We start from the raw sequence: 18,284 nt of genomic DNA, 5'->3' as shown, positions 1-18,284 counted from the left end.
TACAAAATTTAAAGGCCATTTGCCCCATCCATAGTGCCAAACCCATTTAAGACCTACTCTGTGGCTTAAAGGTTTCTTCCATGCCTAATTCTCGCAAATCCACTTCTTCAATATCTTGAGCTTCATAAAGACTTTGTGTTGTTCTATCTCGCACAATGCTGTCTTTTATTTCCCCAAAAAAAGAGAACAGGGACCCCGGTTTTTGGTTGTCTTTCCTAGAGCGTCTAATCGCATCTAATCCATTTTTAAATTCCCTGAAGCTGGCAAAAGAATCCACTTCCAGTTGCATCATTTGAGCAATTTTTGCCGGAACATAATAACGTATGCCACCACAGTTTATGGATGTCCCGCCAAGTTTGACCTTCTCTTGCCAGTACATGAGGTGCTCAGGATTGCCTTTGTCTAATTTAAGCCTTGTCTTCAGCTGACCCATTTTATGCAATTCTTCCCCATGTGCTGTATTTAGCTCCCCCACTTCCGTTTTAATTGCTTCAATGGTCTGCACCATCGGTTGAAATAAATTATCGCCCTCCTCGACATAGGCTTTATTTTCTGAAAAAAATTCATTGAGTTCACTTGCAAACTGGTTTTGGCAGTCGTTGAGATCCAGATTACTGATAAAGCTCCTAAACTCCTTACTCTTCAATGATTCTGCTCTTAATAACTGCATTCGCTCTTGGATAAACTGTTGCACATCCGTTTTTAACTGAAGATCAGAGGGGGCATTTACGTCTTGAATCCTGGTTAGAATTTCACTGGGGTAAACCATAATCCTTAAGATTTGCCGGTAAACTTCCACTCTAAATTCTTCATTGTTTTGCAGGCCTTCTTTAATGTCTTTGCTAAGCCCTCCTGCCCATACAGCCGGCTTAAAGGTTTTTGGCTCCAAAATGTTGTCGAGATCTTCATAACTGAAATTCGTTTGATTGATATCATTCTGCACCGACATAATTCTTAAAACGAGAGGCCATAATGAGGAGTCGTGATCGATTTTGACGCTTTTTCCATTGTCATTATCGCCGATGTTATCCGCCTTTAAATCAATTTCAGCAAGAACTAAGGCACTCACGAGAATCCGAGCCAAAGTTTTATAATCGCTGGGTTTCCCCCCTTGTTGCATGATTGAACTGAAGGTTTTGAAACCGGGAACACCTTCGGAAGCCACATAACGGTTGCCAGCACCATCAATGACCAACCTTGTTTTAGGTTGTGTATTGCCAATCCAGTAGCGATAGATTTCACCAGGAATCACCTCCAATTCCAAAGGCTCATCCGGAGAATAGGATTCTTTGACATACCAAACCTTGTCATGGCGCTTACTCTGCGGGTGAGTTTTTTTAAAGGCCTTCTGATAAATACTGGCTTTATGTCCTCCAGAAGTATCTGCTGCATTCAATGACACAAAATTTTCGAGGGATTTTTTTAGCCTCTCATCTTTTGAATTCATACTGTTATCCAGAAACTTCTTAAGAATTAAGTATAGCAGCGCAAGATTATCGAAAGATTAATAGCCAAATTGAACTTTTATTTGGAAATAGCTGAAAAAATCACCCCTTAAAGGGCACCGTGAAGTAAAATAGGGATCATTTAAAAATGCCTTGGGTTTAATCATGCCATTTGACTCTCTTAAACCTTTTCATTCCGTTCACGATATGAAAATTGCCTGGAGAATAGCCATGCATTTCGTGAATCTTATTAAAGATGAACAAAATCATTCCACTCCGGATTGTTCTATATGCATCGATGCTGAAACAAAGGCCGAGTTAATCCATCGGTTGCAATTGACCCTGATTAATCCAGCTTCCCCTGATTTATCTTCATTGGCTCATTTTTGCTTAGGCGTTTTCCACATCCATTCAGCTGGAGATGAATCGGCTTTTATGCGCGGACTTGAATCCTTAAAACAAGCCATGTTGCATAACAATAAGCATGCTGCCTATTGTTTGGCGATAATCCATGCGGGTTATCATCAAGACAAGCTAAGCCAGGCTCTTCATGATCAGGAAAAGGCGATTCAGTATTACCTCATTTCCTACAAACTGGATTACTACGAAGCCTTACAGGATCTTATGCTGGGTTTAAAAGAAGGCGCAGGCGTTATTGCTAAAGACGATGCCCGTTGGCGTAACTGTTTCATTCAATTGTTTATTGAGGCGGGGCAACATAAGGACCTTCGCCTTATTCCCCATTTAATTCGTTGCCTGATTCAACAAAACTACAGGGCTTCAAGCAATGAACCCTTTTTGCTTCATGCCATATCCATTATAAGTCATTGGATGAAGACCGGTTTCTGGTCTGAATCCCATACTCGCCTCCTTAAAGACTACCTACAACAAGAGCGAAAAAAAGGTCATTTTGGGAGTATTTATTTATCTTATAAACTCGGATTCTTCCAGCCACAGGGTGTTCTTTTTTTTAATTCTGATGAAATCCAAAGCCAAAACGAGGTGGAGCTCATTCATTCCCTTGAACAACTGCAGGGCAAGCAGGGAAACAAATAAGAGGCAAAACAAGTGACTCCATCATCTTGGAGAAAATGTGGTTTCTAATTGGCTGATGGAGTCGATAATTAGTGATTGTTCATGGAAAAATGAATAAGGGTTTTCTTTCGTAAAACAACCAGAAGCAATTTTCCCCATTAAAAAGAGAAGGTGCTTAAGTTGTGGATGTTTCCCCCATCGCTTGATTAAGTCTTGTCTTGCCTGCTGGATTAACTGGGTGCATGTGATGCCAAAATCCTGGACTTCGCCAGTTACACCTTTTTGAGCGTCAATCCAATTATGCAGTTCTTCCTTTAAAAGAGATAAACAAGTTAATGAATATTTAGCATCCTCTTTAAATTGTGGGGCAAGCGTTTTAAGTTTTTCCTCCAGGCTGTGAATTATGCCGCAGGCAGAGAAAAATTTTTGCGTTCTTTTGATCAATTGCGGATGATCCTCATTCCATTTCTGGATGGATGGATTGCGGGCAATCATCAAAATAGCACGCCTCAGATGCCGATGCTTTTCGAGCAAATTAATCAATCTTTGTTCGTCGCCATGAAGCAAGCAAGCCCTGTCATTGGGCTGCAATGCTTTACCGATTAGTGAATCAATAAATTCACCAAGATGGGAAATGGGGTTTGTTAAAGGGACAAATAAGGAATCCGTCAAGCTTCTGACATTCTTCTCCTGTCCTGCTTGCATGACCCAATTTTGAAACTCTTTTTGATGTAGAAATGGAGCACAAAAAAAGTCCAAATTTGCCTTTATAAAATCCAACGCTTTCCTAGAATCTTTTTGCATCTCGTGGAATAAAAAATTTACCTGGGAAAGCATTATAAACTTCAGTGCAAAAACTATCCATAGTTGAATCAAAATCAGGCTGCTGTTTAAGCTTTAACTATCAATATTAGGAAGCTGTACATGAGGAGAGGATGCTACCTAAATGCAAACCTAATTTTCCTTAAAAAGAATTAATTTAAAATTTAAATTGAGTGGCTTGCACATCAAGCACAACACCACTCTCTAATCGTCCATAAATTTCAACCAAGTCAGAGTGCAAATAGCGCCTTTCTTCATAGTACACTTTAAATCCAGGCAATTCATTTGCAACCTTAGCAAATAAATCAATGCGATTGGCTAATGCATTTTTTAATTTTAATTGTTTCCTTGGATCCATTGGCACTTCGTCTACCAAATTCATGTAGGCAGGAAGAGAAGTATTAAGGATGCAGGATAAGCCATAAAACAATTCTTCTTGCCTGACAGGAAGCAGCTCATAAAATCGCTTGGATTCATTCAATTGAGGATATGAAAACACATCGGCAAAGTAGCCAGGTATATCGCCAAAAAGCAATTCCAAAAACTCTTCTTCAGATTCATAATCCAAGTCATCAATTTCATCAACCGATACCTTGGCGGTGAAATACATTAAGAAAAAAATATGTTTTTTCACCTCTTCATAATCTTCAAAAAAACAGTCATCGCAAAATGAAGATTCAGGATCAATCTTTATAACAATCGAATCATTGCCTTTAATCACAAAACCAATGTTGTTTGAAAAGTCAGTATCGCCTACAAAATAAGAAAGCAAAAGGGAAAAAAACAGGCCTCTTATATTCTTGTCCTCAGGCGTTTTGTTCAGATCAATTTGTGAAAAATTATCCACCTTTGAAGACAAACGATAAAACCGTTCATCTTGCTGGCAGGGTATTTGCTCTGCAACTTTGTATTTAGGAAGAAGTTTACCCATCACCAAACGGAGTATATTGCCTCCAACAACAGCAAGTGCAATCTTGTCCTGATTGCTCGCTTCCACAAAATTTTGGGCTTTTTTACTCCTATGAAAAAAACGGGATTGCTCAGTTTTATTATTGTAATAATAAAATTTGGTTCTAGCTGGCAATTGGGTAACGACCTCTTTTTCATTGAAGTCTGACTTCACAAACAAAGCGGATTTAATATATGTCTGTTTAAATTCGCTAGAAATAAATAGGACTTCATCACCGCTTCTTTCCGGTATTTTGCAAACACGAGGCTCATTGCCGGTGAGTAGGTCAGGGTTAAGCTTTTGATTTAAATCCTGTAAGGAAGGATCCTGCTCTTGGTTTTCAGAGCTTAACCTGGATTTTTTTATAATTAATTCTTCTAATAAATCTTCTTCAGGGGAAATTCTCTTCTTCTCTTTTGAATTGAGTAATTGGCCTGAAACAGTGGCAGGGCTACTGCTTTTCTTTTTCATACTTTTCTCTGGAATTACTGGAAGATTATTCTAGCAAATAAAACTTAAGGAATTTTTAAATCAATTCAGCAAGATACAGGCATGGAATGTGAGATTTTGAATAAATATTACAGCAAACAAAGAGATGCAAATTTATTAAATTATGAGCTTAATTGGCTGATGAATTTAAAATTTTTCCAGGATGAAACAGCAAAGATTTCTTTTATTTCAGAGCCGTTAAATTATCTCTAATCTACAGAACAAGTCTGAAAATTTCTCAAAATTTTCTTGGGTATCATTGTTGACGATTGAACCGTTATAGTGGGCCATTTGATTATATGCCCTTGCCAACATCCAAATGTAGAGTCCTTCAAAATCATCACTACTTCTTTCACCAACTGATATTTTTTCTATATATAATTTGGCGGTGTAAATAGCCATAATTGTCCCCTTAATAACAAGTAACTGTGTGATAAACAAAAGGAACAATTATTTATATTTTTTTCCCATTCATTAAAATTTTATTTCACATCCTGTAGTTAAGTATGGCATAAATAATAAGGACAGGTTAATTCGCGTTGCAAATACTATACTTTAGATATTTAAAATTGATGCTATGCTAAAAGCAACTTCTTGTGCCTTCCCCCATAACGGCAGTATTTTCGTAGGGCATTTATGGCCGTTTAACTTTAAGCCCCTCATTGGAGCATTGCATGTTTAGTCTTTTAAATTTTCCTTGGTGGGCTTATCTCTTGGCGTGCCTGATTCTTACACAAACCACCATTGCCTCAGTTACCATCTATTTGCACCGCTATCAAACGCACCGTGCTTTAAAATTACATCCTGTTGTTAGTCACTTTTTTCGTTTTTGGCTGTGGTTGACTACCGGTATGGTCACCGCTGAATGGGTTGCCATTCATCGTAAACACCACGCAACCACTGATGTTAAAGGAGATCCGCACAGTCCCAAAGTATTTGGTATAAAAAAAGTGTTTTGGCAGGTGCCCGAGTTATACCGGGACATGGCTAAAGATAAAGATTTGATTAAGAAATATTCGCATGGTACTCCGGATGATTTCATTGAGCGAAAGCTTTATTCCCGCCATAATAAAAAAGGCATCTTGCTGATGTTTTTTATCGATCTCCTGCTCTTTGGCAGCATTGGAATTACCATTTGGGCGATTCAGATGATGTGGATACCGCTTTCTGCGGGAGTGATCAACGGCATTGGACATTTTAGGGGATATCGAAATTTTGAATGCCCTGATGCATCAACCAATGTTTTTCCCTTTGGCTTATTTATTGGTGGGGAGGAATTGCACAATAACCACCATGCATTCGCCTCTTCGGCAAAATTCTCCATGAAGTGGTGGGAAGTTGATTTAGGATGGTTTTACATTAGATGCTTATCCCTCTTAGGCCTAGCCCAGGTCAAAAAATTACCCCCCCAGCTTCGTTTTAATAAAGAAAAAAACTGTGTGGATCTAGACACGGTAAAGGCAGTAATTGGCAACCGTTTCCAAATCTTGTCCGAATATTATCGTTTCGTTATGAAGCCTATTGTTTGCCATGAAACAAGAAATAAGGCTGTAAAAAAGACAGACAAACGTGCACTTAAAAAAGCAGGAAAGTTACTGAAACGTGATGAAAAACTCTTATCTATAGAAGCCACCTCACAGCTTCATACTTTGCTAGGACGCTATCATAATATTCAATTGGTCCATCATTACCGGCAGTCCCTGCAAAAAATATGGTTAAAAACTTCCCCCTCGCAGGAGCAATTGATTGAAAGTTTACACCAATGGTGCAAACAAGCCGAGACATCGGGTTTGGAAGTACTTCGCCAATTCGCATTGCACCTGAAAGGGTATGGGATTCAACGAGCATTCACATAAAATGCAAGGCTGCTGTTGTCCATTCAACAGCAAATCTTAATACCAATGTTTGATTGCTCAGTCTTTTCCATTACATTTTGGCCACCTACAATATACCTTCGGAAAATTGCAGTCCTTGTGGAATGCTGAATAAATTATGCTATAATTCGGCCCATTCTGATTAATTTGCAATCTATTGGTAATTATAAAATCCATTTCACCCAATCTTCTTTGTGGCTCTACTACACAGAAAGAAAAGAGGTGCAGTGGCAAAATTCTTTTCAAAGCATAGAAGCACCATCTAAAGAGATGATCATTGTTCCACCTAATACAATGCCAGGCAGTTGAACTATTTCTTTTGTGTTGTAGTAAGACATTGCGCCTATGCGGATCTGCAATGAAATTATTTATTTAAAGCTTAGAGGTTTATCATGTTAGAAAAAACTCCGGAAAAACTAAAACTCTCATTTATTTTATCGTCCAAAAATCAAGAGCCATCCGTTGAGCAATCGCGCAACAAACAAAAACTGTCCTTTATCCTATCGCCCACAAACCAAGAGCCATCCGTTGAGCAATCGCGCAACAAACAAAAACTGTCCTTTATCCTATCGCCCACAAGCCAAGAGCCATCCCTTGAGCAATCGCGCAACAAACAAAAACTGTCCTTTATCCTATCGCCCACAAGCCAAGAGCCATCCCTTGAGCAATCACGCAGTAAACAAAAACCGTCATCTATTCCATTGCCTACAAATCAAGCGTCACCCGTTGCGGAATCGACCAACATACAAAAATTATTACTTGAACAAAGACTCAGTAAACTAAAAAAAATCGAAGAAGCCCAACAAAAGAATAAAGAATTAAAAAAAAGATGGCATGAAGAAGCTTTAAAGGCAGGCTCAGGAAATCTTCCGACAAATCAAAAGCAAGTGACTGTAGTAAAGGGTACGAACATTGTCATTGATGATAGGCGACCGTTGCAACCCGGGGAAACTCCAGAAATAATCACCCGAAAGGCCTTAAAACAGAGGTGCCCTGTAACCGTGGTGAAAGGTACGGCCATTGTAATTAGCGATATGCGGCCTTTACGACCGGGAGAAATTCCAGAAATAATTAGCAAATCAGCCTGGAACCAAAGACGCCCCGTCACTGTGGTGAAAGGTACGGATATTGTGATTAACGCTTGGCGACCGCTGAAAGCGGGTGAGACTGCAGAAACAATCACAAAAGGGGCATTAAGTCAAAGACAGTCTATGACCGTAGTAAGAGGCACTGATATTGTCATTTGTGACGCTCGCCCGCTAAAACCAGGGGAAGATGCAGAAGTAATTACTAAGACGCAATGGTCTTACAGACATTCAATGAAAGATGCGAGTGAAGAAGTCGACCAAAGGCCGTTAAAACACAGACATGTTAGTAGTTTGAACTCTCAGCAAAACGGTGACGAGGGAAGAAAAACCACCCCAACAACAGCACAGGGGAGAATAAGCTTTTTTTCTTATGAACGTCCAGCGTCTCCGGAGCTTCCCAGCACACCGGCTTCATCCGCAGCAAATGTTCTTCTGCAATTTAAACAAAGATAAGAGCATGTGAGCAGGGATGTGTTTAATATGAGTTGAACACATCCCTTAAGCGTTTAAGCTTATATCCGTTCTAATCTCATCAGATAAGTTTAAAACAACTGTCCTATTTTCTCTGCCTAGAATATCGACCTTGCTTTCATTTACTCTTACCATGTCCCAGTCCAAAGATAGCCCCTTGGACTCCACATGTTGCTTAAGAGCATTTAAGAAAGAAATTGCGTCCTTTGAACTGGAAAACCAGATGGGGATGTTTACATTGTGAATGTAAAACCGCTCAGGCTGCACCCCGGCTATTTGAAAGAATTCCTCCAGGGCTTTTTCATGTGCATCCATTATTAGTGCAGAAGGGCTTTCATCTGGTATTTGAAAGAGCTTGTTGACATTCTTTTTTGGAGTTTTTTGAGAGGGTGTGGGATATCGTGGAGCAAAGAAAGCCATACCATTTTGTTCAGTATACGGCAGCCAGGTATTAGCAGAACTTTCTAGACGCACATAGGGAAAAAAACCCATGCAATTTATCGAAGCAACGTAATCCAGATGGTTGGCAAAGGTTGTAAAAGCGACAAGCTCCTGGTCGTTTTTTTCTATGAACCGGAAAAAAGAACGTTCAGTGGAGTTGGTTAAATTGCGAGCCAATTCTACAGCTTGAGAATTGGTTTTAGGTACAACATAGTCTTTATGATATTGTTCTAAATGTTGCTCATAATATTTTAAATAATCATTAAAAAATGCCGGCTTTATTTTCCTTAAGGCTATTAATACATCGTTACGTGTATAAACCATCCTTTCCTCAGGATGAGCGACAGCTTGAAATGAATAACCCAAGTTGCTTCGTTGAGTAAATGCATCTAAATTTTGCAAATTTTTTTTAAGATCCAAGAAAGCTGTGTCATTAGCATCAACATAAATAAAAAACTCATCATCCGGTGTTAACCCTAATATGCACATTCTTAGAACATCAGAAGCCAAAGCAAAAGCCGCTTTATCCCCTTGCAAACCTTTCTCAAAAAAAAACAGGAAATACGGGTACAATGGGCTTGGATTACAGGCACTGTGATCCCGGATAATTATATTATTCAGCTTTAAACTTTCAATTTCAGATGGCAACAATTCATTTAGGTTTGTCCACAGTTCGATTGAGAAATCATTGCTGATGTTTTTAGACCAAGAAAGCAGGTTTGGAACAATTGCAGGATGAAGTTTACCGCTGGCTTGGGTGAACCATATGCTGTGAATTTTGCCTGGCATGATTTCCCTATTTAAAATGCCAATTTTATAAGAACCGAGCAAACTGTCAACCAAGCCTTACTGTGTGGGATAGTAAACTGATTACTATCCCCTGACTGATAAGCAGAACCCTAAAACAGGAATGGTTGATTTCAGATTAAGAGACCAATAATCTAGAAGCGCTCATCAGGTCTTAAGGTAAGTATTTCGTAACCCTCATTGGTCACTAAAACAGTATGCTCCCATTGTGCCGATAACCGGTGATCCTTGGTGACCACAGTCCAACCATCCCCCAGGGTTTTTATTTCCCTACCTCCTAAATTAAGCATGGGTTCAATTGTAAACGTCATGCCTGCGCGCAACTGCATGCCAGTATTTGGCTTGCCAAAGTGCATCACTTCGGGCTCTTCCCACATGGTTCTGCCAATTCCATGACCACCATATTCACGCACAACGGAATAGCCGTGCTGCTCTGCATGTTTTTGGATTATGCTTCCTATGTCTCCAAGATAAGTGCCAGGACGAACAATCGAAATCGCTTTGTAAAGGCATTCCTGGGCTATTTTCACCAGTTTTTTAGCGAAAGGCTTTACTTCTCCGACAAGGAACATTTTGCTTGTGTCTGCAATATAGCCATTTTTTTGTACCGTCACATCGATATTGATAATATCGCCCTGTTTAAGCTTTTTATCGGAAGGCAAGCCATGGCATACCACATGGTTAATGGATGTACAAATGCATGCAGGAAAACCGTAGTGGTTTAAGGTCGAGGGGATGGCTTCTAAATCTTCGATTATGTATCGACGGCAAATTCGTTCGAGCTCATTAGTGCTTACCCCTTCAGTCACATAGGGTCCTATCATTGCAAGAACCGCGGCAGCCAGTTTACCGGCCACCCTCATCTTTTCTATTTCCTCAGAGCTCTTCACTAACATCGCGTATCTCACCTGATGAGGCCTGATTTATTAACATCTTGAGAATTTCAGAATAGGTGATGGAAGGATTTTCTTCCGCCAGTTTTCCTATTCGAATCCAATATTCTGCTTGAGAATTGATTGAACGACTCATGGCTCTTGCCATCAATTTAGTTGCCTCATGCAACTCGTCAGAAATTTTAACTATACCCATGATGTCTCCAAAAAAATATAAAGATATAGTTATTTGATACAAAATGCTATATTTTGAAATAAAAATATGTTTGTCACTGATTTTTCAATTGCATAAATTGCAATCCCTAACCAGAATGAGAGGCTTGAGTTGCAGACCTGTCGATTCAAGTGCAAAATTTTATTGAAACTGTCTGGGAGAGTTCAGCTTGAAGACATAAACTTTTGCCGGCTTAAATTGGGTTAAAATGTCGGTAGCAGCTATTGCCGATGCAGTAACAATCTGTGAAGGACTAAATGTAAGGCTTGGCAACTTAAATTTCAGATAAATGTTATGCGCTCACCACTTCACCTTCTTGCCAGAAGTAATCTTAAGATTGAAAAAGCAATGGCGCACAATATCCGTACTTGCCATCAACATTAAATAAACCTAAAGGCTAAATCCATTGGTATTCTCAGTTGTTAACCTATCTTTTCTTTCCATGTCCTTTTTTTCTTTAAAAAAAACGAAAGAATTTTTTTTCTCATATTGGCTTTTTACAAATGACTGAATGCTTGAAAAAAATTCATCTGGGACATCAGACTCCATGGAATGATCTGAATGGGGAAATACGATAAATTGATTATCGGGAATCCTGCTCGCCATAAGTTCAGAATGTTTTTTATCCGTAACCCAATCTTCCTCCCCTACCAGAATGAGCGTTTTGCAGCTAACTTCGTGCAGGCGATTTTCAAAATCGAACGTGCGCAAAAATCCCTTGAAGCCTTCGTTTAATGGCTCAAAAGCAAAACTGTATTCTGCAGCCGGGCGATTTACGGCTAAATTATTTCTTTTCCTATAGGAATACATGCTATCCATTACCGCAAAGTATTCATTTATCTCTTCTTCACTTTTAAAGCTTCCTTGCCACAATCGTTCGCAGACTTCTTGTTGTTCAGGAGTTCCTCTTTTTTCTACATTTAGACGAGCGGTCTCAAGGTTTCTAAAGCTTGGCGAGCCTGCTGCCAATATCAGGCTGGAAACATGTTTTGGATAAGCCAGTGTATATCCCAATGCGCACATTGCCCCGTAGGATTTACCTAATAAAATCAGGTTTTCCAAGTTTAGCTGCTTACGAATTTCTTCAACATCCTGAATATAATTGTCCATGTTGTAGGAGGACGGATCCTGCTTATTGCTTAATCCACAACCGCGAGGATCAATGAATACGATATTGCCTGTTGTAGATAAGCATTCATAATGCTTATAGTGAGAGTGGTTGGCGCCAGGTCCTCCGGGAAGCATAAAAATGTAAGGCATTTTAGCGAGATTGCCCTCATTTTCACTCACAATGCGTATATGCAGTCTGGTTTCCGGGGCATTTTCTCGCGAAGGTATATCAATAAATAAGTCCTTAACCAGCATCTAAGCTCTCCTTTTGTCTAACGGGATTTTGAAATTGAAGGTCTATTCTTCATGAAGGTTGACACTATAGCACCTGGAGAAATTACTTCCTATAGCTGAAAACAATGAGGCCCTGAGGAGCGAAATACAGTCTGTCTATGCGATTTAGCAGGGATTTCCTGTTGCTGCATCCCAAAGATTCTGCGGTTTTGACCAGCCATTAGCTGAGTAAAATCAATGAGGGAAGAAAACCCATTCTAACGGTAGTGACCTGTTGCATTAATCCAGGTACTGCGCCGGAGATGAGGGTAGAACAAAGGGGTACGAATCTAAAGATTGGTATTGGATTATTTAAGAAACCCAATCAGATTTTTCTGATTGGGTTTCTTAAGCATAGGACTTACTTATTGGCTGCAGCTTTCTTTTCTTTTTCTTTGGCAATTACCGCTTCAGCTACGTTGCTTGGGCAAGCCGCATAGTGAGAGAATTCCATTGAAAATTGACCACGGCCAGAAGTTAAGGTACGTAAGGTACTGATGTAACCAAACATTTCTGAAAGAGGAACATCAGCCTTAATACGAACACCGGCTGCACTGGGCTCCTGACCAGAGATCATGCCGCGGCGACGGTTTAAGTCACCGATGACATTACCTACATCTTCTTCGGTGCTGTAGACGTCAACCTTCATGATGGGCTCAAGCAATTGAGGACCAGCTTTTGGCATGGACTGACGGAAGGCCCCTTTTGCAGCAATTTCAAACGCAATCGCTGAGGAGTCTACGGCATGGTATGCACCATCAGTGAGGTTAACAACCACATCCAACACTGGGAAGCCCGCTAAAGTACCTGTGTTCATCATTGAGCGGAAACCTTTCTCAATGGCAGGGAAGAATTCTTTAGGAACATTTCCACCCACAACGGAAGTAAGGAACGTAAATCCGCTGTTTGGCTCGCCTGGCTCAATCGTATAGTCGATTTTACCGTATTGGCCCGCACCACCTGATTGCTTCTTGTGGGTGTAGCTGTCTTGGATCGACTTGGTTATGGTTTCACGGTAGGCAACCTGTGGTTGACCGACGATTAACTCAACACCGTAAGTACGCTTCAAAATGTCGACTTTAATATCGAGGTGCAATTCACCCATACCACGAAGAATGGTTTCACCTGAATCTTCATCTGTTTCAACTCGAAACGTGGGATCTTCTGCAACCATCTTGCCAATTGCAATACCCATTTTTTCAGTGGATCCTTTATCTTTCGGCGAAACGGCAATGGAAATAACAGGCTCAGGGAAAACCATTGCTTCCAGTGTGCACTCGTGATTTGGATCGCAAAGAGTGTGTCCGGTACGGACGTTTTTCATGCCTACGATAGCAATGATGTCGCCTGCCTCAGCACTTTGCAATTCATTACGCTCATTGGCTTGCATCTCAACCATACGGCCGACACGTTCGGTTTTGCCAGTAAAGGAATTAAGAATGGTATCACCTTTATTTAGTCTTCCTGAATAGATGCGTACGAAGGTTAGGGCACCAAAGCGGTCATCCATAATTTTAAAGGCCAGGGCGCGGAATGGCTCGTCAGGAGAAACAATGGCGTATTCGCCGTTTGGCTCACCTTCGGCATTGGTCAAAGGTTGCGGGTTAACTTCATGGGGAGCAGGCAAATAGTCAACGACTGCATCCAATAACAGCTGCATCCCTTTGTTTTTAAAGGCTGAACCGCAATAAGTCGGGAAGAAGGCTAATTCAAGTGTACCTTTACGGATGCAACGCTTGATGTCTTCTATTGAAGGTTCTTCGCCTTCTAAATAAGCCATCAGCAATTCATCGTCCATTTCCAGAGCTGTTTCAATAAGTTGTGCACGATAGGTTTCAACATCGTCATGCATATCGGCTGGTACGTCGGTGACGCTATAATTTTCTGGTTGGCCGCTTTCATCCCAAACGTAGGCTTTACGGGTCAATAAATCAACAACACCTACAAAATTGTCTTCGATGCCAATGGGCAAAGTCATAATTAGAGGATTTGCACCGAGGACTTTTTTGATCTGCTCAGTGACTCTCAAGAAATTCGCGCCGATTCGGTCAAGTTTGTTGACGAAAATCAAACGGGATACTTTTGAATTGTTCGCGTATCGCCAGTTGGTTTCTGATTGGGGTTCAACACCGCCAGAACCACAGAATACCCCGATGCCACCATCGAGTACCTTCAATGAACGATAAACCTCTACAGTGAAGTCAACGTGTCCTGGGGTATCGATGATGTTAAAGCGATTGCCTTTCCAGAAACAACTGACTGCAGCTGACTGGATGGTAATGCCACGCTCCGCTTCCTGTTCCATGAAGTCGGTTGTCGACTCACCTTCGTGAACCTCACCCATTTTATGGATTCTACCGGTGAGCTTAAGGATACGTTCGGTAGTGGTTGTTTTTCCAGCATCTACGTGGGCGAAGATACCAATATTTCTGTAAAGGTTTAAATCAGTCATAGCCACTCTTATTTAAAATTAAATGGATAAAAAATTGTCACATATTGTACAGTATTTTAGCCCAAATTGCAGCAGTTCTTTTGCCATTTATCTTTTTTTATGATTATTTTATCTATTGATTTACAAAGCATGGCCTTTCGCACTTGTAATTAAAGCCCGGGACATCAAACCAGGCTTAGCTATTTTCCTATTTACAGCCTTGCTTAAGGTACTGATTCAATTGATGGAAATTCATCATCAATTGCCAGAAAATCATCATTAGCAGGGGGGTATTGCTTAAAAAAATTGCGGTTGATGCAAATTTTTGGCAGAAAGGGTCAATGCACTGTCATTGAAGCAAGCCATATGGTCTGTTGCAATGCTTGCAGCAAAGCTTGAGCTTTCCTCAATAATAATTGATGCTCTATTTTAAAGCAATTACAGGCCCATCCGAGGCTCCTAAAAAAGGTGATTTTGCTCACAGGTTGAGGAGGGAACGTATGGCTTGAGTGGAGAGTAGCCATACCTAAACCATTTTATGTCTGCAGAGCACAGACAGCGCTAAAATAATAGGAATGGGTTTACCAAATTCTTCTTGTGAATTAGAGTTCTTGCACTAATTCAGTAAGTTTTCGAATTTTCAGCTTTTGCTACAATCGGGTAACTCGGCAAATCGCTCTAAGCCTGCTAATTTGTCCTCCCAAGATGAACGGCTTGCATAGTAAATATGCGCTGTTGGTTCTAGAGAACTGTCATCATCCATTGTACCTGCAGGTAAAACCACATGAGAATTGCCTTCTTGCCTAGGGAGAGGGCTACCGCAAATTTTGCAGAAGGCACGTTGCTTCCTTGTTCCTGCCAATTTGAAATAACTGAGATTATCTTGACCATTTTCCCAGGATAGGAGGGCATTGTTAAAGAACACAGTTGCCCCGTGAATGCTACCCGTTTCCTTTCTACAACGACTGCAATGGCATAAGTACATTGCCTTTGGCTTATCCCCCGTAATGACATATCGACAAGAGCCACATAAACATTTACCGGTATAACGATTCATTACCAGACCTCTTTCAATTAATTTTGCTAACTTCAGAAACACATTGCATGTTGCAGAATACCAGAATTAAAGAATGTATTGCTTCGTTTTTATCCTTTTGATGTTAGACGTCTTTGATTACTTTACCTAGATGATTTTTATTCTGGGTTGGCTTATATTTTTCTAAAACAGGTTTTTGGGGGTACCATGGCAGATCTTATTAATTTTAATAAAAAAAGAAAGGCTAAAATTCGTCTGGAAAAAGAAAAAAAATCGACTGAGAACCGGATTAAATTTGGGAGAACAAAACAAGAAAAACAGCTGGAAAAACAAGACAAGGACCGTAATGCACGCTTTCTGGATGGCCACAAGCTGGAAAAAGATCAAGAACAGCCTTAAGGATTGGAAATCTTAGGTATTAAACTGCGTTGGAGATACAGTACATTTCAGTCCTGCTAAGCGATTGAATTTAAAGGCCCGGGTACTGCATTCTACCCGAGCCTCGTATCGATTATAGTGATTTCAAGAACGCCAAAATGGCGTTGCGGGAATTAATGGATAAATTGCTGTAAGCGGTACGGCTCGCGCTGCCTTCACCGCCGTGCCACATGATGGCTTCGTTAAGCGTGCGTGCCCTGCCATCATGCAGATAAGCCTCAGCACCACTAACTCCTGCGGTTAAACCAATGTTCCATAAAGGTGCCGTACGCCATTCAGAACCAGAAGCTTGCCCTTCACCTAAATTGTCTGCAAGCTCTGGTCCCATGTCGTGGAGTAACAGATCGGTATAAGGATGAATAGTCTGATTGCGCAATTCAGCATTTGGATGATAAGGACTGGTTGTAAAGGTTGGATTGTGACATCCAGAACATCCAATTTGACCAAACAATCGCTCACCCTCCTTAACGACAGGATCTTCTGAGTTTCTTTGGGCCCTTACACCCAATAACGACACATAGGTTGTTAGCGCATCTAAATACTCATCACTTAATACCGAACCTGAAGGCCCACAATTGCTTTGCTGCGAACCGCAATCCGGTTCAGTAAGGATGGAATTGGTGACCCCCATGTCATCAAGGAAAGCTGTCGCAACCTGCTGTTTTACTGTGGCTTTGCCAGCTTTCCAGCCGAATCGGCCTACCCGGGGTTGGCCTGTGACTAAATCTTTAACGATATTCACACGACCCGACAAACCGTTGGCATTGTTTGCATTGGCTAAAGCGATGATGGCCGTTTCAGGAATGGCTTCAAGCAATCCCATTCCCACAAGTTGGGTGGCAATTCGGGGTGAAACTCGTTCTGGAGTCACTCCGGTATAACTGTATACAGGCTTTCGCAATCCAGCTTGCTCAGTCCAAGCTTGTAAGCGGATGGTCGCCTCAGGTTGTCCTTGCAAAGAGCGTGACTGCAGTATGGATCCTAGTTTGGGATGAGGATTAGCATTAGCATCAGCAACCATGACCGTGTAATTGCTAAGGATGTTGCCAGGAGCTGGTGGAAGCCCCCTTCCATTTCCAGCATGACAGCTGATGCAAGAACGATTGATGTAATTATTGCCAAGCTTATTGGCTAAAGCTGGAAAGGAAGGATTGGGCTGTTCATGGTGAGAGCCGTCCCCTACATCGGTATGATGAACCCTTCGGCCCAACATGAAACGTTGTCCATTAATATTAGAGGTATTAGTGGCCATTTGTTTAAACAGATCGGCAGGCTCATTTGAGTATTGATGATGGACAGTAGTCATTCCACCAAGGCGCGCATTCACGGCTATGGGATAAGAATCTTCACGTTCGCTGTTCGGGTCCCCAAACACACCGTGTGCCTCCCATGGAACCAATCCTTGACCAACAATGTACAAAAATGCTGTGCCGTAATAATTGGCACGGCCATTGGGAGGATTATCCAGGAATTGGCTGATTTCAATTTCCATCCGATCCCCTATGCGAATCGCCCGATTTTCTTTCGCATTGTAAGTTACTGTAGTTTGATACTGCAGGCGATCAGCTGGATTTCTGCTCATAAGTACGTTATGCCAATACTCCGCTACCGTGTTTATACCACGATAAAAGGCTCGGAATTCAGGAGCGCTCAATGGCCACTCTGTTCTGACATTAAAAACAATTTTATTCCCACCTTTGGCAATTTCATCCACAATTTCAATTTGTGCAGTCCGATGTTCCCAGTAAAAACTTAAATAGTGATCATAAGCATGGAACTGATCTTCCCGAGCATGCCTGTCACGAGCCCGATCAGCAAAACGGGTAATTAAAGCAGAAGGAGTATTGATGACAGTATCCGGTTCTAAGACCGTAGTATCCGTAAATAAAGGGTCATAATTTTCAGGGGGATTCGGCTCTTCATTGCCATAAACTTCCAGTTCCCATATCGAGTATCCCCAGCTATTGCCTTTACTGCGTTTAATTCCATAAATTCGTAGGTAGCGATAATTTCCGGACACATCAATCGTGTCGGTGCGATTACCAAAAAGGCCGCCTGTTTTGCTTACCAAGGTTTTCCAATCCTTAGCATCATTTGAAGCTTGTACTTCATAAATTTCAGCATTGGCAGCCTCCCAGTGGATTACTACCTTGGATAAGGGGCGGGCTGCACCAAGGTCAACTGCAATCCAGGAAGGATCTATCCCCATGATTGAGCCCCATCTCGTTTTGAGATCGCCGTCTACAGCATTGCTGGCTGGCAATCCTTCCGTACTCGCCCAGACGCGAGCGTGTAATGCCAAATTCTCAAGCGCGTAAGCGCAATGAGCAGAAAACAGCAATAGCAAGCTACAAATTGCAGTACAACAAGAGCGTATCAGTGTCATAAAATGAATTCCGTTTAATGTTCCAATGGTTGCTCGTTACCAGCAGTTCATCTTAAATGCTGGAAAAATAACCAGCTCTCAT

15 protein-coding genes are annotated in these 18,284 nt (G+C 41.2%); 4 read left to right on the top strand and 11 right to left on the bottom strand.

Annotated elements, in window-relative coordinates:
* Positions 1-46: 46 nt before the first annotated feature.
* Complete coding sequence (locus EL203_RS00565; protein WP_058471488.1) at positions 47-1,447, bottom strand: hypothetical protein; 1,401 nt, start codon at positions 1,445-1,447, stop codon at positions 47-49.
* Between the two features lie 163 nt (positions 1,448-1,610).
* Here EL203_RS00565 and EL203_RS00560 point away from each other — a divergent pair, with 163 nt between their 5' ends.
* A complete protein-coding gene (locus EL203_RS00560) occupies positions 1,611-2,501 on the top strand; it encodes a hypothetical protein (protein WP_058471489.1) in 891 nt (296 codons plus the stop codon).
* A 21-nt stretch (positions 2,502-2,522) separates the two neighbouring features.
* Here the strand turns inward: EL203_RS00560 and EL203_RS00555 are convergent, their stop codons facing one another.
* From EL203_RS00555 to EL203_RS00545, 3 genes are all read right to left on the bottom strand, one after another.
* A complete protein-coding gene (locus EL203_RS00555; RefSeq protein WP_058471490.1) occupies positions 2,523-3,317 on the bottom strand; it encodes a hypothetical protein in 795 nt (264 codons plus the stop codon).
* 142 nt (positions 3,318-3,459) lie between these two features.
* Positions 3,460-4,722 (bottom strand): hypothetical protein, encoded by a 1,263-nt coding sequence (locus tag EL203_RS00550; RefSeq protein ID WP_058471491.1) that lies wholly within the window; start codon positions 4,720-4,722, stop codon positions 3,460-3,462.
* A 216-nt stretch (positions 4,723-4,938) separates the two neighbouring features.
* Positions 4,939-5,142 carry a hypothetical protein gene (locus EL203_RS00545; protein WP_058471492.1) on the bottom strand — a complete coding sequence of 68 codons (204 nt, stop codon included), beginning with the start codon at positions 5,140-5,142 and terminating at the stop codon, positions 4,939-4,941.
* Between the two features lie 272 nt (positions 5,143-5,414).
* Here EL203_RS00545 and EL203_RS00540 point away from each other — a divergent pair, with 272 nt between their 5' ends.
* A complete protein-coding gene (locus EL203_RS00540; RefSeq protein WP_058471493.1) occupies positions 5,415-6,596 on the top strand; it encodes a DesA family fatty acid desaturase in 1,182 nt (393 codons plus the stop codon).
* Between the two features lie 410 nt (positions 6,597-7,006).
* The gene (locus EL203_RS00535) at positions 7,007-8,155 is read left to right on the top strand and encodes a hypothetical protein (protein WP_058471494.1); all 1,149 of its coding nucleotides are present in this window, start codon (positions 7,007-7,009) and stop codon (positions 8,153-8,155) included.
* A 45-nt stretch (positions 8,156-8,200) separates the two neighbouring features.
* Here EL203_RS00535 and EL203_RS00530 read toward each other — a convergent pair whose 3' ends face one another.
* From EL203_RS00530 to EL203_RS00505, 6 genes are all read right to left on the bottom strand, one after another.
* Positions 8,201-9,403 (bottom strand): glycosyltransferase family 32 protein, encoded by a 1,203-nt coding sequence (locus EL203_RS00530; protein WP_126320071.1) that lies wholly within the window; start codon positions 9,401-9,403, stop codon positions 8,201-8,203.
* A 152-nt stretch (positions 9,404-9,555) separates the two neighbouring features.
* Complete coding sequence (gene map, locus EL203_RS00525; protein ID WP_058471496.1) at positions 9,556-10,317, bottom strand: type I methionyl aminopeptidase; 762 nt, start codon at positions 10,315-10,317, stop codon at positions 9,556-9,558.
* Positions 10,298-10,510 carry a ParD-like family protein gene (locus EL203_RS00520; RefSeq protein ID WP_058471497.1) on the bottom strand — a complete coding sequence of 71 codons (213 nt, stop codon included), beginning with the start codon at positions 10,508-10,510 and terminating at the stop codon, positions 10,298-10,300. The genes map and EL203_RS00520 overlap by 20 nt, the downstream gene beginning before the upstream one ends.
* Before the next feature lie 408 nt (positions 10,511-10,918).
* Positions 10,919-11,893 carry an alpha/beta fold hydrolase gene (locus EL203_RS00515; RefSeq protein WP_058471498.1) on the bottom strand — a complete coding sequence of 325 codons (975 nt, stop codon included), beginning with the start codon at positions 11,891-11,893 and terminating at the stop codon, positions 10,919-10,921.
* A gap of 379 nt (positions 11,894-12,272) precedes the next feature.
* Complete coding sequence (gene fusA / locus EL203_RS00510; RefSeq protein ID WP_058471499.1) at positions 12,273-14,363, bottom strand: elongation factor G; 2,091 nt, start codon at positions 14,361-14,363, stop codon at positions 12,273-12,275.
* A 619-nt stretch (positions 14,364-14,982) separates the two neighbouring features.
* Positions 14,983-15,399 (bottom strand): GFA family protein, encoded by a 417-nt coding sequence (locus EL203_RS00505; RefSeq protein WP_058472231.1) that lies wholly within the window; start codon positions 15,397-15,399, stop codon positions 14,983-14,985.
* A 186-nt stretch (positions 15,400-15,585) separates the two neighbouring features.
* Between EL203_RS00505 and EL203_RS00500 the strand changes: the two genes are divergently transcribed.
* Complete coding sequence (locus EL203_RS00500; RefSeq protein WP_058471501.1) at positions 15,586-15,777, top strand: DUF4169 family protein; 192 nt, start codon at positions 15,586-15,588, stop codon at positions 15,775-15,777.
* Positions 15,778-15,889: 112 nt separating this feature from the next.
* On the opposite strand, the gene EL203_RS00495 is transcribed toward EL203_RS00500, so the two are convergent.
* Positions 15,890-18,202 carry a di-heme oxidoredictase family protein gene (locus tag EL203_RS00495; protein ID WP_058471502.1) on the bottom strand — a complete coding sequence of 771 codons (2,313 nt, stop codon included), beginning with the start codon at positions 18,200-18,202 and terminating at the stop codon, positions 15,890-15,892.
* Between the last annotated feature and the right edge of the window lie 82 nt (positions 18,203-18,284).

Origin of the sequence: Legionella jordanis (assembly GCF_900637635.1) — a bacterium.
GTDB lineage: Bacteria > Pseudomonadota > Gammaproteobacteria > Legionellales > Legionellaceae > Tatlockia > Tatlockia jordanis.
This window is presented reverse-complemented; position numbering and strand designations above follow the sequence as displayed.

Excerpts from the sequence above, each read along its gene's own strand:
- EL203_RS00565 (WP_058471488.1), bottom strand. The coding sequence starts at position 1,447 with ATGAATTCAAAAGATGAGAGGCTAAAAAAATCCCTCGAAAATTTTGTG.
- EL203_RS00560 (WP_058471489.1), top strand. The coding sequence starts at position 1,611 with ATGCCATTTGACTCTCTTAAACCTTTTCATTCCGTTCACGATATGAAA.
- EL203_RS00555 (WP_058471490.1), bottom strand. The coding sequence starts at position 3,317 with ATGCTTTCCCAGGTAAATTTTTTATTCCACGAGATGCAAAAAGATTCT.
- EL203_RS00550 (WP_058471491.1), bottom strand. The coding sequence starts at position 4,722 with ATGAAAAAGAAAAGCAGTAGCCCTGCCACTGTTTCAGGCCAATTACTC.
- EL203_RS00545 (WP_058471492.1), bottom strand. The coding sequence starts at position 5,142 with ATGGCTATTTACACCGCCAAATTATATATAGAAAAAATATCAGTTGGT.
- EL203_RS00540 (WP_058471493.1), top strand. The coding sequence starts at position 5,415 with ATGTTTAGTCTTTTAAATTTTCCTTGGTGGGCTTATCTCTTGGCGTGC.
- EL203_RS00535 (WP_058471494.1), top strand. The coding sequence starts at position 7,007 with ATGTTAGAAAAAACTCCGGAAAAACTAAAACTCTCATTTATTTTATCG.
- EL203_RS00530 (WP_126320071.1), bottom strand. The coding sequence starts at position 9,403 with ATGCCAGGCAAAATTCACAGCATATGGTTCACCCAAGCCAGCGGTAAA.
- map (WP_058471496.1), bottom strand. The coding sequence starts at position 10,317 with ATGTTAGTGAAGAGCTCTGAGGAAATAGAAAAGATGAGGGTGGCCGGT.
- EL203_RS00520 (WP_058471497.1), bottom strand. The coding sequence starts at position 10,510 with ATGGGTATAGTTAAAATTTCTGACGAGTTGCATGAGGCAACTAAATTG.
- EL203_RS00515 (WP_058471498.1), bottom strand. The coding sequence starts at position 11,893 with ATGCTGGTTAAGGACTTATTTATTGATATACCTTCGCGAGAAAATGCC.
- fusA (WP_058471499.1), bottom strand. The coding sequence starts at position 14,363 with ATGACTGATTTAAACCTTTACAGAAATATTGGTATCTTCGCCCACGTA.
- EL203_RS00505 (WP_058472231.1), bottom strand. The coding sequence starts at position 15,399 with ATGAATCGTTATACCGGTAAATGTTTATGTGGCTCTTGTCGATATGTC.
- EL203_RS00500 (WP_058471501.1), top strand. The coding sequence starts at position 15,586 with ATGGCAGATCTTATTAATTTTAATAAAAAAAGAAAGGCTAAAATTCGT.
- EL203_RS00495 (WP_058471502.1), bottom strand. The coding sequence starts at position 18,202 with ATGACACTGATACGCTCTTGTTGTACTGCAATTTGTAGCTTGCTATTG.